23 protein-coding genes are annotated in these 14,938 nt (G+C 32.7%); all 23 read left to right on the plus strand.

Annotated features, from left to right (window positions below; all coding sequences use genetic code 11):
• Positions 1 to 71 precede the first annotated feature (71 nt).
• The 23 genes from ACWPKD_RS03395 (at position 72) to ACWPKD_RS03505 (ending at position 14,890) form a co-directional block, all read left to right on the plus strand.
• On the plus strand, positions 72 to 650 hold the full coding sequence (locus ACWPKD_RS03395; RefSeq protein WP_455411269.1) for a Crp/Fnr family transcriptional regulator: 579 nt from the start codon (positions 72 to 74) through the stop codon (positions 648 to 650).
• Positions 651 to 739: 89 nt separating this feature from the next.
• Positions 740 to 1,147, plus strand: a complete 408-nt coding sequence (locus tag ACWPKD_RS03400; protein WP_455411270.1) for a VOC family protein — start codon at positions 740 to 742, stop codon at positions 1,145 to 1,147.
• A 27-nt stretch (positions 1,148 to 1,174) separates the two neighbouring features.
• Positions 1,175 to 1,555: a DoxX family protein gene (locus tag ACWPKD_RS03405; protein WP_455411271.1), complete on the plus strand. Its 381-nt coding sequence runs from the start codon at positions 1,175 to 1,177 to the stop codon at positions 1,553 to 1,555.
• Positions 1,542 to 2,153, plus strand: a complete 612-nt coding sequence (locus ACWPKD_RS03410; RefSeq protein WP_455411272.1) for a YdeI/OmpD-associated family protein — start codon at positions 1,542 to 1,544, stop codon at positions 2,151 to 2,153. The genes ACWPKD_RS03405 and ACWPKD_RS03410 overlap by 14 nt, the downstream gene beginning before the upstream one ends.
• A gap of 225 nt (positions 2,154 to 2,378) precedes the next feature.
• Positions 2,379 to 3,056, plus strand: coding sequence for an O-methyltransferase (locus tag ACWPKD_RS03415; RefSeq protein ID WP_455411273.1), 678 nt, complete (start codon positions 2,379 to 2,381; stop codon positions 3,054 to 3,056).
• Positions 3,057 to 3,061: 5 nt separating this feature from the next.
• The gene (locus ACWPKD_RS03420; protein WP_455411274.1) at positions 3,062 to 3,526 is read left to right on the plus strand and encodes a DUF1772 domain-containing protein; all 465 of its coding nucleotides are present in this window, start codon (positions 3,062 to 3,064) and stop codon (positions 3,524 to 3,526) included.
• Between the two features lie 195 nt (positions 3,527 to 3,721).
• Complete coding sequence (locus tag ACWPKD_RS03425) at positions 3,722 to 4,225, plus strand: hypothetical protein (protein ID WP_455411275.1); 504 nt, start codon at positions 3,722 to 3,724, stop codon at positions 4,223 to 4,225.
• 152 nt (positions 4,226 to 4,377) lie between these two features.
• The gene (locus ACWPKD_RS03430) at positions 4,378 to 4,863 is read left to right on the plus strand and encodes a hypothetical protein (protein WP_455411276.1); all 486 of its coding nucleotides are present in this window, start codon (positions 4,378 to 4,380) and stop codon (positions 4,861 to 4,863) included.
• Positions 4,864 to 4,879: 16 nt separating this feature from the next.
• Entirely contained in the window at positions 4,880 to 5,515 is a 636-nt protein-coding gene (locus tag ACWPKD_RS03435; RefSeq protein ID WP_455411277.1) for a Pr6Pr family membrane protein, read from the plus strand.
• A gap of 164 nt (positions 5,516 to 5,679) precedes the next feature.
• The gene (locus tag ACWPKD_RS03440; protein WP_455411278.1) at positions 5,680 to 6,159 is read left to right on the plus strand and encodes a hypothetical protein; all 480 of its coding nucleotides are present in this window, start codon (positions 5,680 to 5,682) and stop codon (positions 6,157 to 6,159) included.
• A gap of 196 nt (positions 6,160 to 6,355) precedes the next feature.
• Positions 6,356 to 6,712, plus strand: a complete 357-nt coding sequence (locus ACWPKD_RS03445; protein ID WP_455411279.1) for a hypothetical protein — start codon at positions 6,356 to 6,358, stop codon at positions 6,710 to 6,712.
• A gap of 230 nt (positions 6,713 to 6,942) precedes the next feature.
• Positions 6,943 to 8,004 (plus strand): hypothetical protein, encoded by a 1,062-nt coding sequence (locus ACWPKD_RS03450; RefSeq protein ID WP_455411280.1) that lies wholly within the window; start codon positions 6,943 to 6,945, stop codon positions 8,002 to 8,004.
• 66 nt (positions 8,005 to 8,070) lie between these two features.
• Positions 8,071 to 8,373: a hypothetical protein gene (locus ACWPKD_RS03455; protein ID WP_455411281.1), complete on the plus strand. Its 303-nt coding sequence runs from the start codon at positions 8,071 to 8,073 to the stop codon at positions 8,371 to 8,373.
• A gap of 32 nt (positions 8,374 to 8,405) precedes the next feature.
• Positions 8,406 to 8,810, plus strand: coding sequence for a hypothetical protein (locus tag ACWPKD_RS03460; protein WP_455411282.1), 405 nt, complete (start codon positions 8,406 to 8,408; stop codon positions 8,808 to 8,810).
• Positions 8,811 to 8,836: 26 nt separating this feature from the next.
• Complete coding sequence (locus ACWPKD_RS03465; protein WP_455411283.1) at positions 8,837 to 9,196, plus strand: TfoX/Sxy family protein; 360 nt, start codon at positions 8,837 to 8,839, stop codon at positions 9,194 to 9,196.
• 140 nt (positions 9,197 to 9,336) lie between these two features.
• On the plus strand, positions 9,337 to 9,705 hold the full coding sequence (locus tag ACWPKD_RS03470; RefSeq protein ID WP_455411284.1) for a hypothetical protein: 369 nt from the start codon (positions 9,337 to 9,339) through the stop codon (positions 9,703 to 9,705).
• Positions 9,706 to 9,722: 17 nt separating this feature from the next.
• Entirely contained in the window at positions 9,723 to 10,502 is a 780-nt protein-coding gene (locus ACWPKD_RS03475) for a DUF3667 domain-containing protein (RefSeq protein ID WP_455411285.1), read from the plus strand.
• A 153-nt stretch (positions 10,503 to 10,655) separates the two neighbouring features.
• The gene (locus tag ACWPKD_RS03480; RefSeq protein WP_455411286.1) at positions 10,656 to 11,303 is read left to right on the plus strand and encodes a hypothetical protein; all 648 of its coding nucleotides are present in this window, start codon (positions 10,656 to 10,658) and stop codon (positions 11,301 to 11,303) included.
• Positions 11,304 to 11,498: 195 nt separating this feature from the next.
• Positions 11,499 to 11,996 carry a hypothetical protein gene (locus ACWPKD_RS03485; protein ID WP_455411287.1) on the plus strand — a complete coding sequence of 166 codons (498 nt, stop codon included), beginning with the start codon at positions 11,499 to 11,501 and terminating at the stop codon, positions 11,994 to 11,996.
• A 134-nt stretch (positions 11,997 to 12,130) separates the two neighbouring features.
• Positions 12,131 to 12,760, plus strand: a complete 630-nt coding sequence (locus tag ACWPKD_RS03490) for a hypothetical protein (protein ID WP_455411288.1) — start codon at positions 12,131 to 12,133, stop codon at positions 12,758 to 12,760.
• Between the two features lie 138 nt (positions 12,761 to 12,898).
• Positions 12,899 to 13,525, plus strand: coding sequence for a DUF4304 domain-containing protein (locus ACWPKD_RS03495; RefSeq protein WP_455411289.1), 627 nt, complete (start codon positions 12,899 to 12,901; stop codon positions 13,523 to 13,525).
• A gap of 159 nt (positions 13,526 to 13,684) precedes the next feature.
• Positions 13,685 to 14,368 carry a DUF4919 domain-containing protein gene (locus ACWPKD_RS03500; RefSeq protein ID WP_455411290.1) on the plus strand — a complete coding sequence of 228 codons (684 nt, stop codon included), beginning with the start codon at positions 13,685 to 13,687 and terminating at the stop codon, positions 14,366 to 14,368.
• A 129-nt stretch (positions 14,369 to 14,497) separates the two neighbouring features.
• Positions 14,498 to 14,890, plus strand: coding sequence for a hypothetical protein (locus tag ACWPKD_RS03505; RefSeq protein ID WP_455411291.1), 393 nt, complete (start codon positions 14,498 to 14,500; stop codon positions 14,888 to 14,890).
• Positions 14,891 to 14,938: the final 48 nt, after the last annotated feature.

The raw sequence follows: 14,938 nt of genomic DNA on the forward strand, positions 1-14,938 counted from the left end.
TCGGTATATTTGTGAGTTATCTGCAAGGGTAAGATACATCCTATAAAAAATAAACTGACATAGTTGACAAGATGATTACAGAAATATTTTTTCAAAAAGTTAGAACTTATCACAATATTTCTGAACAGGCAGAATTAGCGTGGACAAATCTTTTACAAAAGAAAAAGTACAGCAAAAACGACAATTTTATTTTAATTGGGCAACATCCCAAGAAAGTTGCTTTTGTAATAAGTGGACTTTTTTCGCAGAACGCTATTTTGGATGATGGAAGTGTTGTTATAAAACACTTTTTCCCCGAACAAAAATTTGCAGCTTCTTTGGTTGCAATGCTGACAAACAAGCCAAGCGACTTTTATATAACAGCCATTGAAGATACCACTGTTTTAGAATACGACTTTTTTGAATTTAAAAATCTCTTCAAACAACACCCAGATATAGCCCAATTCTATATTGCATACAACGAACGTCATTGGATAATTGAAAAAGAACCTTTAGAAATTGCAATACGTACAGAAACCTCAGCAAAACGATATGACGACTTTTTAAATAAATATCCCATGCTTGTTAAACGGCTAAAAAAGCATCATATCGCATCTTATTTAGGTATTACACCAACTCAATTGAGCAGAATTTTCTTAATCAATAAATAAATTTTTCATTTTCTCAACATATGTAAAAGTTTTGTAGAAATGGTTACTTCATCTTTGCATCATTAATTAATAATTTAAAAAGTAATAAAATGGCAAAGAAAATTTTTATCAATCTGCCTGTAGCAGATTTACAAAAGGCAATGACCTTTTACACAGCAATTGGGTTTATAAACAATCCACAATTTACAGATGAAACGGCTGCCTGTATGGTACTGACTGAAGAAATTTATGTTATGCTTTTGACTTTCCCAAAGTTCAGAGAATTTACCAAAAAAGAAATTAGCAACACAAATTCAACAGCTTCTGTTATCAATTCAGTTTCTGTAGATAGTATAGAGGAAGTAAATACAATGATAGAACAAGCACTAAAATCAGGTGGAAAAGAAACCAACGAGCCAAAAGATTATGGCTTTATGCAACAACACAGTTTCGAAGATTTAGACGGACACCTATGGGAAGTTTTGTATATGGACATTACTAAATTTCCAACAGAATAATTGTTTAACATTTAAAATTTCAAGAAAATGAAAAAGAATAAAATAATCTTTTGGACAGCAACCATCATTATTGCTTTAATGGAAGCAGTAATGCCAATTAGCACTTGGATTATTGCACCAGAGTATATGACTTTTGGAACAAAAGCACTTTCTTACCCAGACTATTTTGCATACTCACTCGTAATTGCAAAAGTGTTTGGTGTGATAGCTATTGTATATCCCAAAACACCAACAAATGTCAAAGAATGGGCTTATGCAGGACTTGGATTTACATTCATTTTTGCATTTATAAGTCATACTTGTGTAGATAAAAACATTGGCTATATGATTATGCCATTGGCTTTTTTAGGCATTCTTGCTGTTTCATATATTTATAACCAAAAAATAAACTATTATGGCACAAAATAAAAAAGTAGATGAATACATTGCTAAATCACAAGAATTTGCAAAACCAATTTTAGAGTTTTTGAGAGAAATTATTTTTGAAACTTGTCCTCAAATAGAAGAAGACATTAAATGGGGAACACCACACTATGCCTACAAAGATGACCATTTGTTGATGTTAGGAAGTTTCAAAAATCATTGTTCGTTTAGCATTTACAAAGCAGAGTTTTTGAAAGACAAAGAAATTGCCGAAAGTGTGAAAGCAGGCAAAAAATTTGGCTATATGGACAAATTGAAATCTGTTAGCGAATTGCCTTCAAAGAAAGTTTTAGTTTCTTTAATCAAAGAAGCAATGACAATTAATGAGCAAGGAATTAAAAAAGTAATTCCAGTTTCCGACAAACCAAAAGTTATAGAGACACCAGACTATTTAGCAAAAGCACTAAATGCAGACAAAAAAGCAAAAGCTATTTGGGACGCAAAATCTGACGCATTTCGTAAGGACTATTTAGTTTGGATTATTGATGCAAAAACAGACGCAACGAGACAAAAAAGAATTGACCAAACTTTGGAATGGGTGGCAGACGGAAAAGGAAGATTTTGGCAATACGGCAAAAAATAATCGGTGAACAAAAACGCCAGCAGGTAACAGCGGTTTTATAAAATGGCGACACTTTCGTTTTAAATGATAAGATTCGTCTTTAAAGCCTTTGCTCCTATTCAACTTTTTCTTTCTAACTTTTCGGTATATTTGTATACATCAGTAACAAAATGTCCGCAACAGTTTAAGACCGTCGGAACGTTAGCCGCAACCATTTAACAACACCTAATCAAATGATATTTATTTATGGACACGGAATTATTTTCACAGGTTGACAAATACATTAGTGGTTTACTTGCACCAGAGGACAAGGCATTAACCGACACAATTAAATCACTTGACACGGAAGGACTGCCTCAACATAGTGTTTCAGCAAACCAAGGAAAATTTTTGCAAGTAATGATGATAGCTTGTAACGCTACTAAAGTTTTGGAATTGGGAACTTTGGGTGCTTATAGTACTATTTGGATTGCAAGAGCTTTACCTAAGGATGGAAAAGTTATAACTATTGAGGTTGACAAACAACACGGAGAAGTTGCTCAAAAAAATATTGACAATGCAGGACTTACTGAAAAAGTAGATTTAAGAGTTGGTAAGGCATTAGATATTTTACCTCAAATCATTGCAGAAAATGGAAAACCTTTTGATATGATTTTCATTGATGCAGATAAACCACCGTACACAGAATATTTTGACTATGCCTTAAAACTTGCAAGGCCAGGAACTCTAATTATCTGTGACAATGTAATTAGAGAAGGCAAAGTACTTGACAATAATAGTACTGACGAAAAAGTGCAAGGTGTACAACGACTAAACAAAATGCTTAGCGAAAACACGAAAGTCACAGCGACAATTTTACACACAGTTGGCGTGAAAGAATATGATGGAATGGCGATTGCGGTAGTAAACAGAATTGACTATTGAAGAATATGACAGCAACAATTATTCGCTTTTGCAACATCCTTCTAGTAGCCCTACTTGCCGGGACAAGTTTTGGAATATGGGTTGGTTTCAATCCATTAAACTATTCTGCATCTACATACATTGAACAACAACAGCATCTTATTGCTTCACTCAACACCTTAATGACTGCACTTGTAGTAATTGCTACACTTGTTACAATCGTTTCCGCTTTTCTTCAACGGCAAGAAAAGTTTACATTCGTCTCTTTACTCACCGCAGCCTTTTTTCTTGCATCATGTATAGTTATTTCCCGGTTCGGCAATTTGCCTATTCAAACGGAGATACTTTCCTGGAGTATTGCTTCACCACCTGACAATTGGACTGAGATGCGTGACAAATGGTGGACGTTTCACATCTTGCGGACAGTTGTTGAACTAATTGCATTGGTAATTATCGCATGGACTTCAGTAACAATGCAACACAAAAAGTAAAAGAACACGACTTCATATAAACATTGAAAACGGTAGCGAACAACAGTTTTTGAGCTATGGCTAAGTTCAGTGTTAATCGGTAATGGTCAGTGCATAGTATTCTTCTCCGAAGTAAGGTTTTTTCTTTCAACTTTTCGGTATATTTGTGTGTTAGCCAACATTTCAAAACAACGCGAACCAAAACATCGAATAGCTATGACAGAGCAAAGTGAAAGCAGATTAAGAAAGCGAATAAAACTTTTAATCATATTTTTTATTATCAGTCTGGTGCTTAGTGGCGTTACCGCTTTTCCTATCGAAACAGAGTTAGAAATAGTCAATGCAAATATTTCTTCTTTCCCTCAATATTTCCAAAACTGGATTAACCAGGTTTATGTTGCCGTAAAAAGTACCAATGACAATTATCCTTACTTAAGTTATGGAACGGATTGGCTTGCTTTTGCACATATTGTAATTGCAGTTGCATTTATTGGACCTTTGAGAGATCCTTTGAAAAACATTTGGGTAATTCAATTTGGAATGATTTCATGTTTTATGGTTTTTCCATTGGCATTTATTGCCGGACCTCTAAGAGAAATTCCTTTCTATTGGCAAGTAATCGATTGTTCATTTGGTGTTTTTGGATTTGCTCTTCTGTATCTATGTTATAGAAATATATTGAAGTTAGAAAAGATACTGATTCAAAGAAACGTTGGCTAACAGCGGTTTTTTAAATGGCAGGAATAGTGCTTAATCGAACAATTTCTCTTTAAAAGCTTTGCTACTATTCAGTTTTTTCTTTCAAAATTTTCGGTATATTTGTGAGTTAACAGCAAGTTTAAAATAACGCGAACAAACAAAACATTAAAACCATGAGAAATATTATTTTATTTATAGGATTGAGCTTCTCCATTTTTTCCTGCGTTACGAAACAGGATAAATCCGACAAAAACACTTCTGCGGAAACCCAAAAAATTATGATTCCCAAAAGCAACTGTTTTGCTTCGTTATCGGACAAAGACAGTATTTGGCTTAAAGTTGAACTGTTTCAGAATGTGGCAACAGGAATATTAAAATATCAAATTTCAGGAAAAGATAAGAATACAGGGACCCTTGAAGGGAAGTTAGAAGGCAATAAACTATTTGCAGACTATACTTTTACCTCTGAAGGCAAAGAATCAGTTAGGGAAGTAGCATTTCTTCTCAACGAAAATAATGCAATAGAAGGTTTTGGTGAAATGGAAGAAAAAAATGGAAAATTTGTCTTTAAAAATAAATCAAACATTGATTTTTCAAAAGGAATAAAATTTAGTCGAATAAATTGTGTTGACAATGATATCCAATTCCAAATAAAATAATTAGTAACAACCTAAAATGAGTAAAATACTGATTTTTTGTATTGCTATTTCATCTTGGCTTGCCGTTATTATTCAATACGATTTAATGTTGGCAAATAGGGCAAATTCCGTTTTAGAAACGACCATTCGCTTTTTCAGTTTCTTTACCATTTTAACGAATAGTATTGTTGCAGTCTATTTTTCGTATCTCACTTACAATTACCTGAAAAATAAAAAGGCTATCCATAGTAGTTTGGGGACTTTGACCGCGATAACAGTTTATATAACAATAGTTGGATTGGTTTATCAGATTATTTTAAGACATACTTGGAATCCAACAGGAACTCAAAAAATCGTAGATGAACTCCTTCATTCAGTAAATCCAATTTTGGTTATTGTCTACTGGTTTTTAAACCAAAAAAATAGCACGCTAAAATACCAACAAATCCCTTCTTGGCTACTATTCCCTTTAGTATATTTAATTTATGTTTTAATTCGAGGGTACTATTCCAATTTCTTTCCATACCCTTTTCTAAACCTAACCAACATTGGATTGATTAAAGTAGTAGTAAACATTATTATCATGACAACTCTTTTTACTATCATCTCAATGTTATTTATTTGGATTGCTAAATGGACAACAAAAAATAGAAAAATAAAAACCAGCCCTTAACAGCGGTTTACTTCGTCAGTTCGCTCCGCTCGGGTTATAAAATGGCTAGCACCGGTTAATAATAGAACGAGCTCGCTTTAAAGCCTTTGCTCCTATTCAACTTTTTTCTTTCTAACTTTTGGGTATATTTGTGAGTTGTGCACAATGCCGAAAAAACTAAACCTATGAAAATATTATCCTTAATATTATTGTTCTTTACATTGTCGTCTTGGAGTCAAAAAGATTCAGCAAAAATTATACTTGATGAAAATTGTTCCTTGGAAATCTTTAGAGAAGTTTTTAATCCTAAGCAACACAATATAGAATACAACAATAACTTTGTTATATCGATAGATAACACACCATTATTTGGGACAGATGGAGAAATTCCTAAATTCAAATTATCAAAAGCCATATTAAAAATTGGGAAAAAGACATATAATTTACAAATTGACAATATGTATAATCCTTGGTTTGGTGACGGTATCAACGAGAAGTTTTTTAAAATTATTCACAGCGGAGATAATTACCATATACTAAAAGCACAATTTTCTGATGGAGCTGGAAGCTATGCTGCAGAATGGTTAATTGAATGGAATTCAAGTATTAGAGGAATAATCACCAAGGACGAAATAATAATTGGATCATACTTTGAAAATAATTAGTCACTGTGCACAACAGCGGTTTTATGCTATGGCGGGGCTTGGGATTTTTTGGATTGGCCAGTGCTTGCACTTCTCTCCTAATTTTTCAACTTTTCTCTTTCAAACTTTTCGGTATATTTGTAAACATCAGTAACAAAAAATCCGCCACAGCATAAAGCCGTCGGGACGTTAGCAGTAATGATTCAAGAACTTAAGTATGAAAAAGAACGCTATAATTCTATTTGTAATTTTCATTATAACAACATCATGCAAAACTGGAGTTGAAGTTACTTTTACAAACCAAAGCAATGAGAAATTTAAAACATTAAAGGTTAATGCTGGTAAAAAATATATAATCTTCGAAAATATAGAAAGTGGTGAATCAACAACATATTTAAAACTCCCAGGTTCATTCTCATATTGTTTTGCTCAAGTAATAACCAAAAAAGACACAATAACATTTATGCCTATCGATTACATGGGAGAAAAATATCATAACTCAGGGAAGCTGAATATGAAATTGAAAATCTATACTGACGAAAAAGGAAAACGGTATTTAGATTTTGTGAATTAAATACAATCACTACTGCTAACAGCGGTTTTGTACTATTAACTGCTACAGTGTTAATCACTAATGTTCACGGAATATTCTTCTTCGAAGTGGGGTTTTTCTTCCCAACTTTTCAGTATATTTGTAAGTAACAGTAAGATAAACTTCGACGCTGTTTAAAGCCGTTGAGACGAAATGGTTTTACAAATACTTCAGAAACGGTAGTAAGTAGTATTAATTCAACATTAGACAAAATGAAAACAAAAGCATTTTTACTATTCTCTTTTTTACTATCTAACTTCATCTTTGGCCAAAATGAGTATCTGAATTTGGTTCCGATAAAAGGCAAAGTAAAATCTGTTGAAACTTTTAAAGTAATTGGAGAAAATTCAACTGAAGGAAAAATTTTAATTGAGGCTTCTGTTTATGATAAGACCAACAGGCTCATAAGCAAAAAGACAAACAATCAAAGAGGGAGCACCAAACTGGAAAAAAACATTTATAAACAAGACTTGACCATAACTTATGAATGCAGGTGCGCCGATATAAATGATTTTATAACCCATTTCGTTATCAGAGACAAGGCAGAATTAAAAAACAGTAACGGTGCCGGGACAGGAAATGCACCCAACAAGTTTGCCACCTACAAGTATCTGGATAAAAGCGGAAATATTGTAACCTCTTCCAGATTTTCAGAATCAGGTTATAAACTTTCAGAAATCAAAAATACTTTCAACAAACAGAATAAGATAACCGGCGTAAAAATGTTCGACTTCGATGATACACAAACCATAGATGAATCGTACGAGTATGACAAGAACGGAAATTTGACTAAAAGAGTTACAAAAAACTTGAAACATCCTATAACCATTACAGATTTATACAAATACGACGAAAGTAATTTTCAATATGAAAGTAAATCCTATAACGACACTGTTCTTAAAACGCATTACACCTACGCAAAAACAAAAAGCCTGAACAAGGAAGATGTTTTTGAATATGACATGCTGAAAAAAGAGAAAAGTACAAATACAGAAACATTTTTCAACACTGAAAAAAAAGTAATTCAGACTAATGAATATTCTATAATAGGCACTTCAACTAGAAAAAAAGAAAAAAAGTATGATGAAAATGGATTTCTCATAAGTGAAGGGTTATTTGAAAATAATGTCAATTTTATAACCCACCAGTTGGAGTATGTATTTGACGCTAAAAAAAAATGGATCGAATTAACTGTAACGGAATCGTATCCAAATCAAAAAGAAAAAAAAGAATCTAAAAGCAGGTATATTCGTAAGATTGAATATTTGAAATAAGGAAAATTATGTCGGCATACCTTTCGCTGAAAACAATGAGATAATGTGACAATACTGCTCAACCATATGAAAAATTTAATTTTTAAAACCCCTGAAATCCTAATACTCGAATCATTTGATTTTGGACATTCTACCTTACGATTCAAAGGACTTGACAACGAAAATATTGTAGTTGAATTTCAGGGAATGTCCTATATAGAAATACCACGATTTTTAAATGGGGTCGAAATATGGGAACAGGAAGAAAACGAACAAATGGATTTTATAAAGAAAAGGCCGAAATTGCAGGATAATACAAACTTTTGGAAAATGATAAGTGATAATGAAGTTTATAATGTCGCCGGATTAGGCATAAAGATTTATAAATAAAACGAGATAATTAGACACTACTCCCCAATCTTATGAAAAGAAACCTTCCCTTCTTACTCCTTCTAAGTTTCCTGTTTTTTTCCTGTAAGCCACATGTTGAAGTAAAATTTACAAACCGGAGCAATGAAGAAATTAAAAAGCTTAAAGTCATTATTGCCGATAAAGAATTTAACTTCGAATCTTTACAAAAAGGGGAAACAACAGCACCGCTGAAACTTGAAGAAACTTACCAGTATTGTTATGCTGAAGTAATAACTGCAAAAGATACCCTGATAAAAAAACCCATGATTTGTGGCAACGAAACAAAATATACAATCGGAAAGCTGGATTTCGAGATTATTATTGAGGACGAAAGCAAACTGGATAAAAATAAACGTGCAGTAATGGTTTACCCTACTGAAGAAAGTGCAATGACTTTGCAGATTGGGGAGGATTAAGATAATGAGATAATTAACCAAGGAATATGGCTTTCAACGAAAATACCGTTCAGCGGATTCGGGAATTCTTCCAACAAAAGAACGCTGACTTTTACGAGAAGAAAATGTTTAGCGGTGTCTGTTTCATGGTCGATGATAAAATGTGTTGCGGAACCCATATTGACAAGGAAAGCGGTGAAGATTTTTTGCTTTGCAGAATCGGTGAAGAGGTTTACGCCAAAGCACTGGAAATGGAAAACGTAATTCCGATGGCGTTTACCGGAAAAGCAATGAAAGGCTATGTCTTCGTTACTGAAAACGGACACAAAAGCACTAAAGATTTAAATTATTGGCTACAACTTTGCCTCGACTTTAATCCAGAAGCTAAAGCGAGTAAGAAGCGATAAATCAGTAAGAAGTGACACCGTTTTTAACAAAGCCTTCCCTCCTTTCAGCTTCATTGTTTTGAACTTTTGGATATTTTTGGGAGTTAGCTTAAATTGAAAAAAAATCTTACCTTTATGTTGTAACTTTAAACAACGCTACAATGAAAAAAATTCTATTATTGTTAGTTTGCCTTGTAGGATTTACATCAACTGCACAAACTTCTAAAGAACTTATTGGAAAGTGGAAATTGGTAAAATGGACACAACACGGCAAAGAGAAAGATATTAAATCTACCTTTAAATCCGATCAAGTCTTCCAGTTATTTTTAGCTAATGGTGAATTCCAAAGCATTGTTGGTGATGAAATTCATAAAAGTAAATGGAAACTTTCGAAAGACAACTCAGAATTAACTATTATCTCAACACTTATTATTCCCATAAAATTTCATATTGACTATTTTGATACTCAAAAGCGAGTGATAACTTCTGACATAATGGGAACATTAGAATATCAAAAAGCAGAAAATTAAATTCAACAAGACAGCTCATGAAAGTCAAGTGCAAAAATTGCGGAAACATTTTCGAAGGAAACTTTTGCAATAAATGTGGACAACCGTTTGATAGTGAGTGTCTTGACTTTCATTTCTTGTGGCATGATTTATGTCATGGGCTTTTTCATTTTGATAAGGGGATTCTTTACTCTTTTAAAGAATTATTCACGCGACCCGGACATTCCATCAGAGAATTCATTGAAGGTAAGAGAGTTAAACATTTTAAGCCAGTTTCATTAGCCATTGTTCTCGCTGTTTTTTATGGTTTACTTTATCATTCTTTCAAAGTTGACAATGTAAAACCATTTGTTAATCAACAAAATGACTTGTTTAACTATGAAGCTTATAATGAATGGGTTTCAACTCACTTTTCCTGGATTACCCTTGGAACCATCCTGTTTTACACTTTAGGCACTTATATTTGTTTTCACAGATCAAAATATAACCTGGTCGAATTTCTTACACTTAATACCTTTAAAGCATCACAAAGATTATTCATACACATTATAACGCTTCCGTTGCTTCTATACTTTAACGAACCTACAGAAATAAAAAAAATAATTTTTTTCATATATGTACTTGATATTGTCTTTGATTTTGTCACAAATATTCAGTTTTTCAATATGCTTCCAAGATGGAAAACTATTTTTCTCTCTTTAATGAGTCATATTATTTTCTTAATCAGTATGGCAATAGTTAGTTTAATTATTATCTGCATCATGAACCATTCGGGTTGTAACATCATGTTACAGGCTTTTATACAATGGCAGAGCTAGTGCTTAATGGAACGATTCACTTTTAAGTCTTTGCTTCTATTCAACTTTTTTCTACCTAACTTTTCGGTATATTTGTGAACATCAGTAAGGAAAGTCCGTCACTTTATAAAGCCGGCAGGTCACAAACTTCAATTATAACAAAACCTTAAAAAAATGACAAATAATGACATAACGAATCATCTTAGAAATTTAAAGTATCAGTGTTATTCAGATTTTGAATCAACTGAAAATGTTGATGATTTTTTTAAAAAAATTTTTGACCAACTAAAAGATTATGATTTTGATAAATACAAAAAAAAATTAAAACAGGAGATTTTAGATGGCATACAATATTCTTTAAAACATAGCACTGATGATCCGAGAAAATTAAATGCTATTCATTTTGAATATGGCAGTTTTTATCATGAAAAAGATACACAAGCAAACCCCTATGGAATTATTACGGATGAACCTATAGAAATTGAATTAGGACAGATTGACTTTGGAGAAACTTATGAAGTAGTTTATGATTATTATGGCCCTAACCCTATTACCTTATCATTTTATGATAATCTTGAGCAATTAGATTATGATAATTTACCCGAAGAATATCAAGAAACACTAGAAGATGAGGGAGAATATGGAATAGATGGATATATAGAAGTTGACAATGCCTACACTTTTGCAGGTTATTATGCAGTGCATGAAGTACTCCTGGAACTAGACAATGAAGGAGCTTTTGAGATTATCAATTATGACAAAGGATTTATATTTACAATTGGATTACATGATGATGCTCAATATTTACTTTTGATTAAATAAGTAGTTTTAAATGAATTAATAAAAAATAACAGCCGCAAACAACGGTTTTAATAAATTGAGGTTTCAGTGTTTAATTTGTACATTTTACTTCAATCCTAATCGAATGTTTCGGGACAAAAACCCCCAACTTCGTAATGGCGGTGGGACATTAGCACCTCCCTTAAAGACGACACAACCCTAAAAAGACAGACAATCTTGAAACGGACAATAAAACATATACTGACCATCATTGGCTTGTCAGTTTTAGTAACTTCTTGCAGCAAGACAATGCCTGCTGGTTTCTGGACAGACTTTCATAAAGACTTAATGTTGACTAATAACAGCAACCAGGGACCTTGGGGCGGATACAGAGAAATAAACTGGGAAAGTGAAACAAACAATACTTTTACTGATAAAGAACTAATTGCATTTGCAGATAAAAATGACTGGAAACTTTTAGACAGCATTTCGTTTTCGGCAGACACTTTAACCAAAAGCAGTTTTTCTAAACTGAAAAATGACGACTATTCACTCGACCTATTCAACGATAACATTTTACCAAAACTGACATCAAGCGATAATAAAATATTTATTTTCAAAACGACTTGGTTAGCAGTTGAGCCGGGAAATACCCGTGAGACTTTTGAAAACGGTTTTGCAGTATTAAGTACAGACGGAACGGAATTGAAAATTTATCATTTGTGGGGTGAGTAATAACCGGACATTTACAAACAGGTAAACAAGAAAGACAGCCCATAGCAGCGGTTTTAACAACGCCCTCCCACCTTTCAGCTTCATTGTTATGAACTTTTGGGCATATTTGGGGTTGTATGTCATTTCAGAAAACGATGAAAACAAACATATTAAATAGGGATTTTCACCAACCTATCATTTGGAAAGGTGATTTGAATGATGATTGCACCGCAAATTGGGCTGGCTTATTACTTCGTGCCGAATGGATGGATGATGATTATTGGTGGTGGTGTGTTTATGATATGTTAGATGACGAAAACCAAATTGATAGTTCCAATGAATATGACCAAAGATTTATTGGAGGAAATGCGTCGAGAAATAAAGCCGAAGAAATAGCTAAAAGATATCTGAAAGATAAACTTATCAATACAGAAACCAATCCTGAATTTTATAAATATTCTGATTTTATAACAGACTTAAAAGTTTTGGGAGCTTCCCCAATTGAAACCATGAGGTTGCTAAAAAATAAATTCAATATAAACCTGTCGGAAGGTAGAGATTTAGTTTACGATTCCAAAGATTGGGAAGGCGCAAGAGAAATATCGGAAAAACTTGTTCAAGAATTTTTAGATGCAGGTGCCGAAATAGCAGATAAAGTTGAATATATTGATGGAAGAGTATCTTCAATAACTTTTAACATAACCAAAGATGCTCAAGAAGATAATCAGAAGCAAAGTAGTAATTCCTTCTGGAATAGATTAAAGTCTAAATTTAAGCGGTTTTAAAAAATTGAAGTTTCAATGTTTAACAGAACAATCTTTTCGTACTTTTAGCTTCAGTCTTAATCGAATGCTTCGGAAACAAAAATCCCTAACTTCTTAAAGCTGTCGGGACTTTAGCGGTAATTTTGTCAGACCAAACACATGAAGGAAAAATTTAATCAACTAATTGCGGATGTTGTAAAACCATTACTAAAACAAAATGGCTTTACTAAAAAAGGAATGAATTTCTATAAAAGGAAAGATGACTTAATTTTTTTGATAAATTTCCAAAATAGTCATGGTAACACTTTTGACCAAACAGAGTTCTATGTTAATTGTGGTATTCATTCAACTAATATTGACAAAGTAATTGGCAGGGGTGAACTTTTAGAGCCTAAAGAGTATGACTGTTATTTTGGGACTAGAATTTCTTCAATTACAAAATCGCCAAATGACGGTTACATTATCACAGAGGAAACAGACTTGCATCCTTTAAACCTGACAATTAATAAGGACTTAAAAGCAGTCATTGTTATGTTTGAAAATGTAAAACAGACAAGCGATTTGACAGATTTAATGATTGATAAAAATGGGCTGAATAACTACAAAGAATTATTTGAATATTTATTGTTAACAGATAACCAAACTGACATAAAACGTTTTGTCAAACATCTCCATATCACTTTTGGAAATGAAAAACGTTGGACGATATTCGAAAGCAATCTAACAGAACTGCTAAAAGAAAATGCTCGAAAAGAAACAATTATTGACATATTAAACAATGAATAAAACTAAAGCTAAAGGCGGTTTTAAACAATAACTAACGTCGGTTCATGATAGAACGAGCTGAAATCAATCAATCTTTTCGGTATATTTGAAATTCAATAACAAAAATCAATCACTGTATAAAGCCTGCGGGACGTTGGAAGCCATTTTAAAACAAACATAATGATAAAGAAAATCAAGACATTAACTCTTCTTTTGTTCATAGCTTTTGGACAATTTCTTTACGGGCAAACAACTTTTAATTATCATAATGATTTTAAAAGCATTCTGGAAAAAACAAAAGATCCAAAAAGCGAATTGTTTTATGACAATCTTCAAAAACGTTTTTTTGTAAATGACACTACACTAACTGATCATCAAGTTTTAGCATTACTAATTGGCTACACAAATAAATCTGAATACAAACCTTACAAAGACATTCATAAAGAAAGGGAAATTTATGATCTGAATGATGAGAATAATTACCAAAAAGCACTTGATGAAGGTTTAAAATTTATCAAGTCACATCCATTTAGTGTTAAAACGCTTTTTGAAATAGCCTATTCTTACCATAAACTTGGTGACGAAGGAAAAGCTGAACACTATGCCTATAAAGGATATAGAATATTTGAGGCAATGTATTACAGTGGTAATGGTACGACTCCGGAAACACCTACATTTGCTTTAGGCCCGGCAGATGGGCAGGATTTTATACGCAAATTTGTTAAAGCTAAAATCGGAACTATGGGTTCTGGCAGAGATAAAAACAATAACTTTCTTGACATTCTTGAAGCTAAACTTAGCGACAAACAAACGATTACCCTATATTTTATTATTCAACACGCAACAAGTAAAATGTTTGATTAATACCAGTTTAAAGCCATCGTGAGTTTAACTACCATTTTACAAACTGAGCACAGCATAATGAAATTATCAATATTGATCTTATCCGTCTTTCTATTCATTTCGTCCTGTAACGGGAAGAAAAAATATGAAATGAACAATATGGTTCCTGAAATGATTGATGTTTCCGAATATGTTCAAAACGGAAATTTTATCCCTGATAGTTGTGAAGGCAGATTAGATAAATTGATTAAAGTAAAACCTATCCTGCTAAACAAATCCTATGAAACAGTACTTCAGATAAAAATTGACAAATGGAAAAAAAGTTCTGATGTAAAAATCATCAATACCCAAAATTTGTTTGAGAATACAACTTATCAATATAGTTATATACTACACACAGAGCCAGTCGATGTTTATAAAACCCAATTGGAAACTGACAGCAATCATCAAAAAAACATTTACGTGCGTCTAAATCAAAAAGGTAAAATAATCTCCGATTATAGTGATGTAAATTGGGTTCAAAATAATTGCGAAAAAGAATAAACAAAAACGGTTCCCACTTTATAAAGCCGGCGGGACGTTGTACACAAT

Source organism: Flavobacterium pedocola (assembly GCF_053764385.1).

Coding starts and splice junctions, on each gene's coding strand:
- ACWPKD_RS03395 (WP_455411269.1), top strand. CDS start 72: ATGATTACAGAAATATTTTTTCAAAAAGTTAGAACTTATCACAATATT.
- ACWPKD_RS03400 (WP_455411270.1), top strand. CDS start 740: ATGGCAAAGAAAATTTTTATCAATCTGCCTGTAGCAGATTTACAAAAG.
- ACWPKD_RS03405 (WP_455411271.1), top strand. CDS start 1,175: ATGAAAAAGAATAAAATAATCTTTTGGACAGCAACCATCATTATTGCT.
- ACWPKD_RS03410 (WP_455411272.1), top strand. CDS start 1,542: ATGGCACAAAATAAAAAAGTAGATGAATACATTGCTAAATCACAAGAA.
- ACWPKD_RS03415 (WP_455411273.1), top strand. CDS start 2,379: ATGGACACGGAATTATTTTCACAGGTTGACAAATACATTAGTGGTTTA.
- ACWPKD_RS03420 (WP_455411274.1), top strand. CDS start 3,062: ATGACAGCAACAATTATTCGCTTTTGCAACATCCTTCTAGTAGCCCTA.
- ACWPKD_RS03425 (WP_455411275.1), top strand. CDS start 3,722: ATGACAGAGCAAAGTGAAAGCAGATTAAGAAAGCGAATAAAACTTTTA.
- ACWPKD_RS03430 (WP_455411276.1), top strand. CDS start 4,378: ATGAGAAATATTATTTTATTTATAGGATTGAGCTTCTCCATTTTTTCC.
- ACWPKD_RS03435 (WP_455411277.1), top strand. CDS start 4,880: ATGAGTAAAATACTGATTTTTTGTATTGCTATTTCATCTTGGCTTGCC.
- ACWPKD_RS03440 (WP_455411278.1), top strand. CDS start 5,680: ATGAAAATATTATCCTTAATATTATTGTTCTTTACATTGTCGTCTTGG.
- ACWPKD_RS03445 (WP_455411279.1), top strand. CDS start 6,356: ATGAAAAAGAACGCTATAATTCTATTTGTAATTTTCATTATAACAACA.
- ACWPKD_RS03450 (WP_455411280.1), top strand. CDS start 6,943: ATGAAAACAAAAGCATTTTTACTATTCTCTTTTTTACTATCTAACTTC.
- ACWPKD_RS03455 (WP_455411281.1), top strand. CDS start 8,071: ATGAAAAATTTAATTTTTAAAACCCCTGAAATCCTAATACTCGAATCA.
- ACWPKD_RS03460 (WP_455411282.1), top strand. CDS start 8,406: ATGAAAAGAAACCTTCCCTTCTTACTCCTTCTAAGTTTCCTGTTTTTT.
- ACWPKD_RS03465 (WP_455411283.1), top strand. CDS start 8,837: ATGGCTTTCAACGAAAATACCGTTCAGCGGATTCGGGAATTCTTCCAA.
- ACWPKD_RS03470 (WP_455411284.1), top strand. CDS start 9,337: ATGAAAAAAATTCTATTATTGTTAGTTTGCCTTGTAGGATTTACATCA.
- ACWPKD_RS03475 (WP_455411285.1), top strand. CDS start 9,723: ATGAAAGTCAAGTGCAAAAATTGCGGAAACATTTTCGAAGGAAACTTT.
- ACWPKD_RS03480 (WP_455411286.1), top strand. CDS start 10,656: ATGACAAATAATGACATAACGAATCATCTTAGAAATTTAAAGTATCAG.
- ACWPKD_RS03490 (WP_455411288.1), top strand. CDS start 12,131: ATGAAAACAAACATATTAAATAGGGATTTTCACCAACCTATCATTTGG.
- ACWPKD_RS03495 (WP_455411289.1), top strand. CDS start 12,899: ATGAAGGAAAAATTTAATCAACTAATTGCGGATGTTGTAAAACCATTA.
- ACWPKD_RS03500 (WP_455411290.1), top strand. CDS start 13,685: ATGATAAAGAAAATCAAGACATTAACTCTTCTTTTGTTCATAGCTTTT.
- ACWPKD_RS03505 (WP_455411291.1), top strand. CDS start 14,498: ATGAACAATATGGTTCCTGAAATGATTGATGTTTCCGAATATGTTCAA.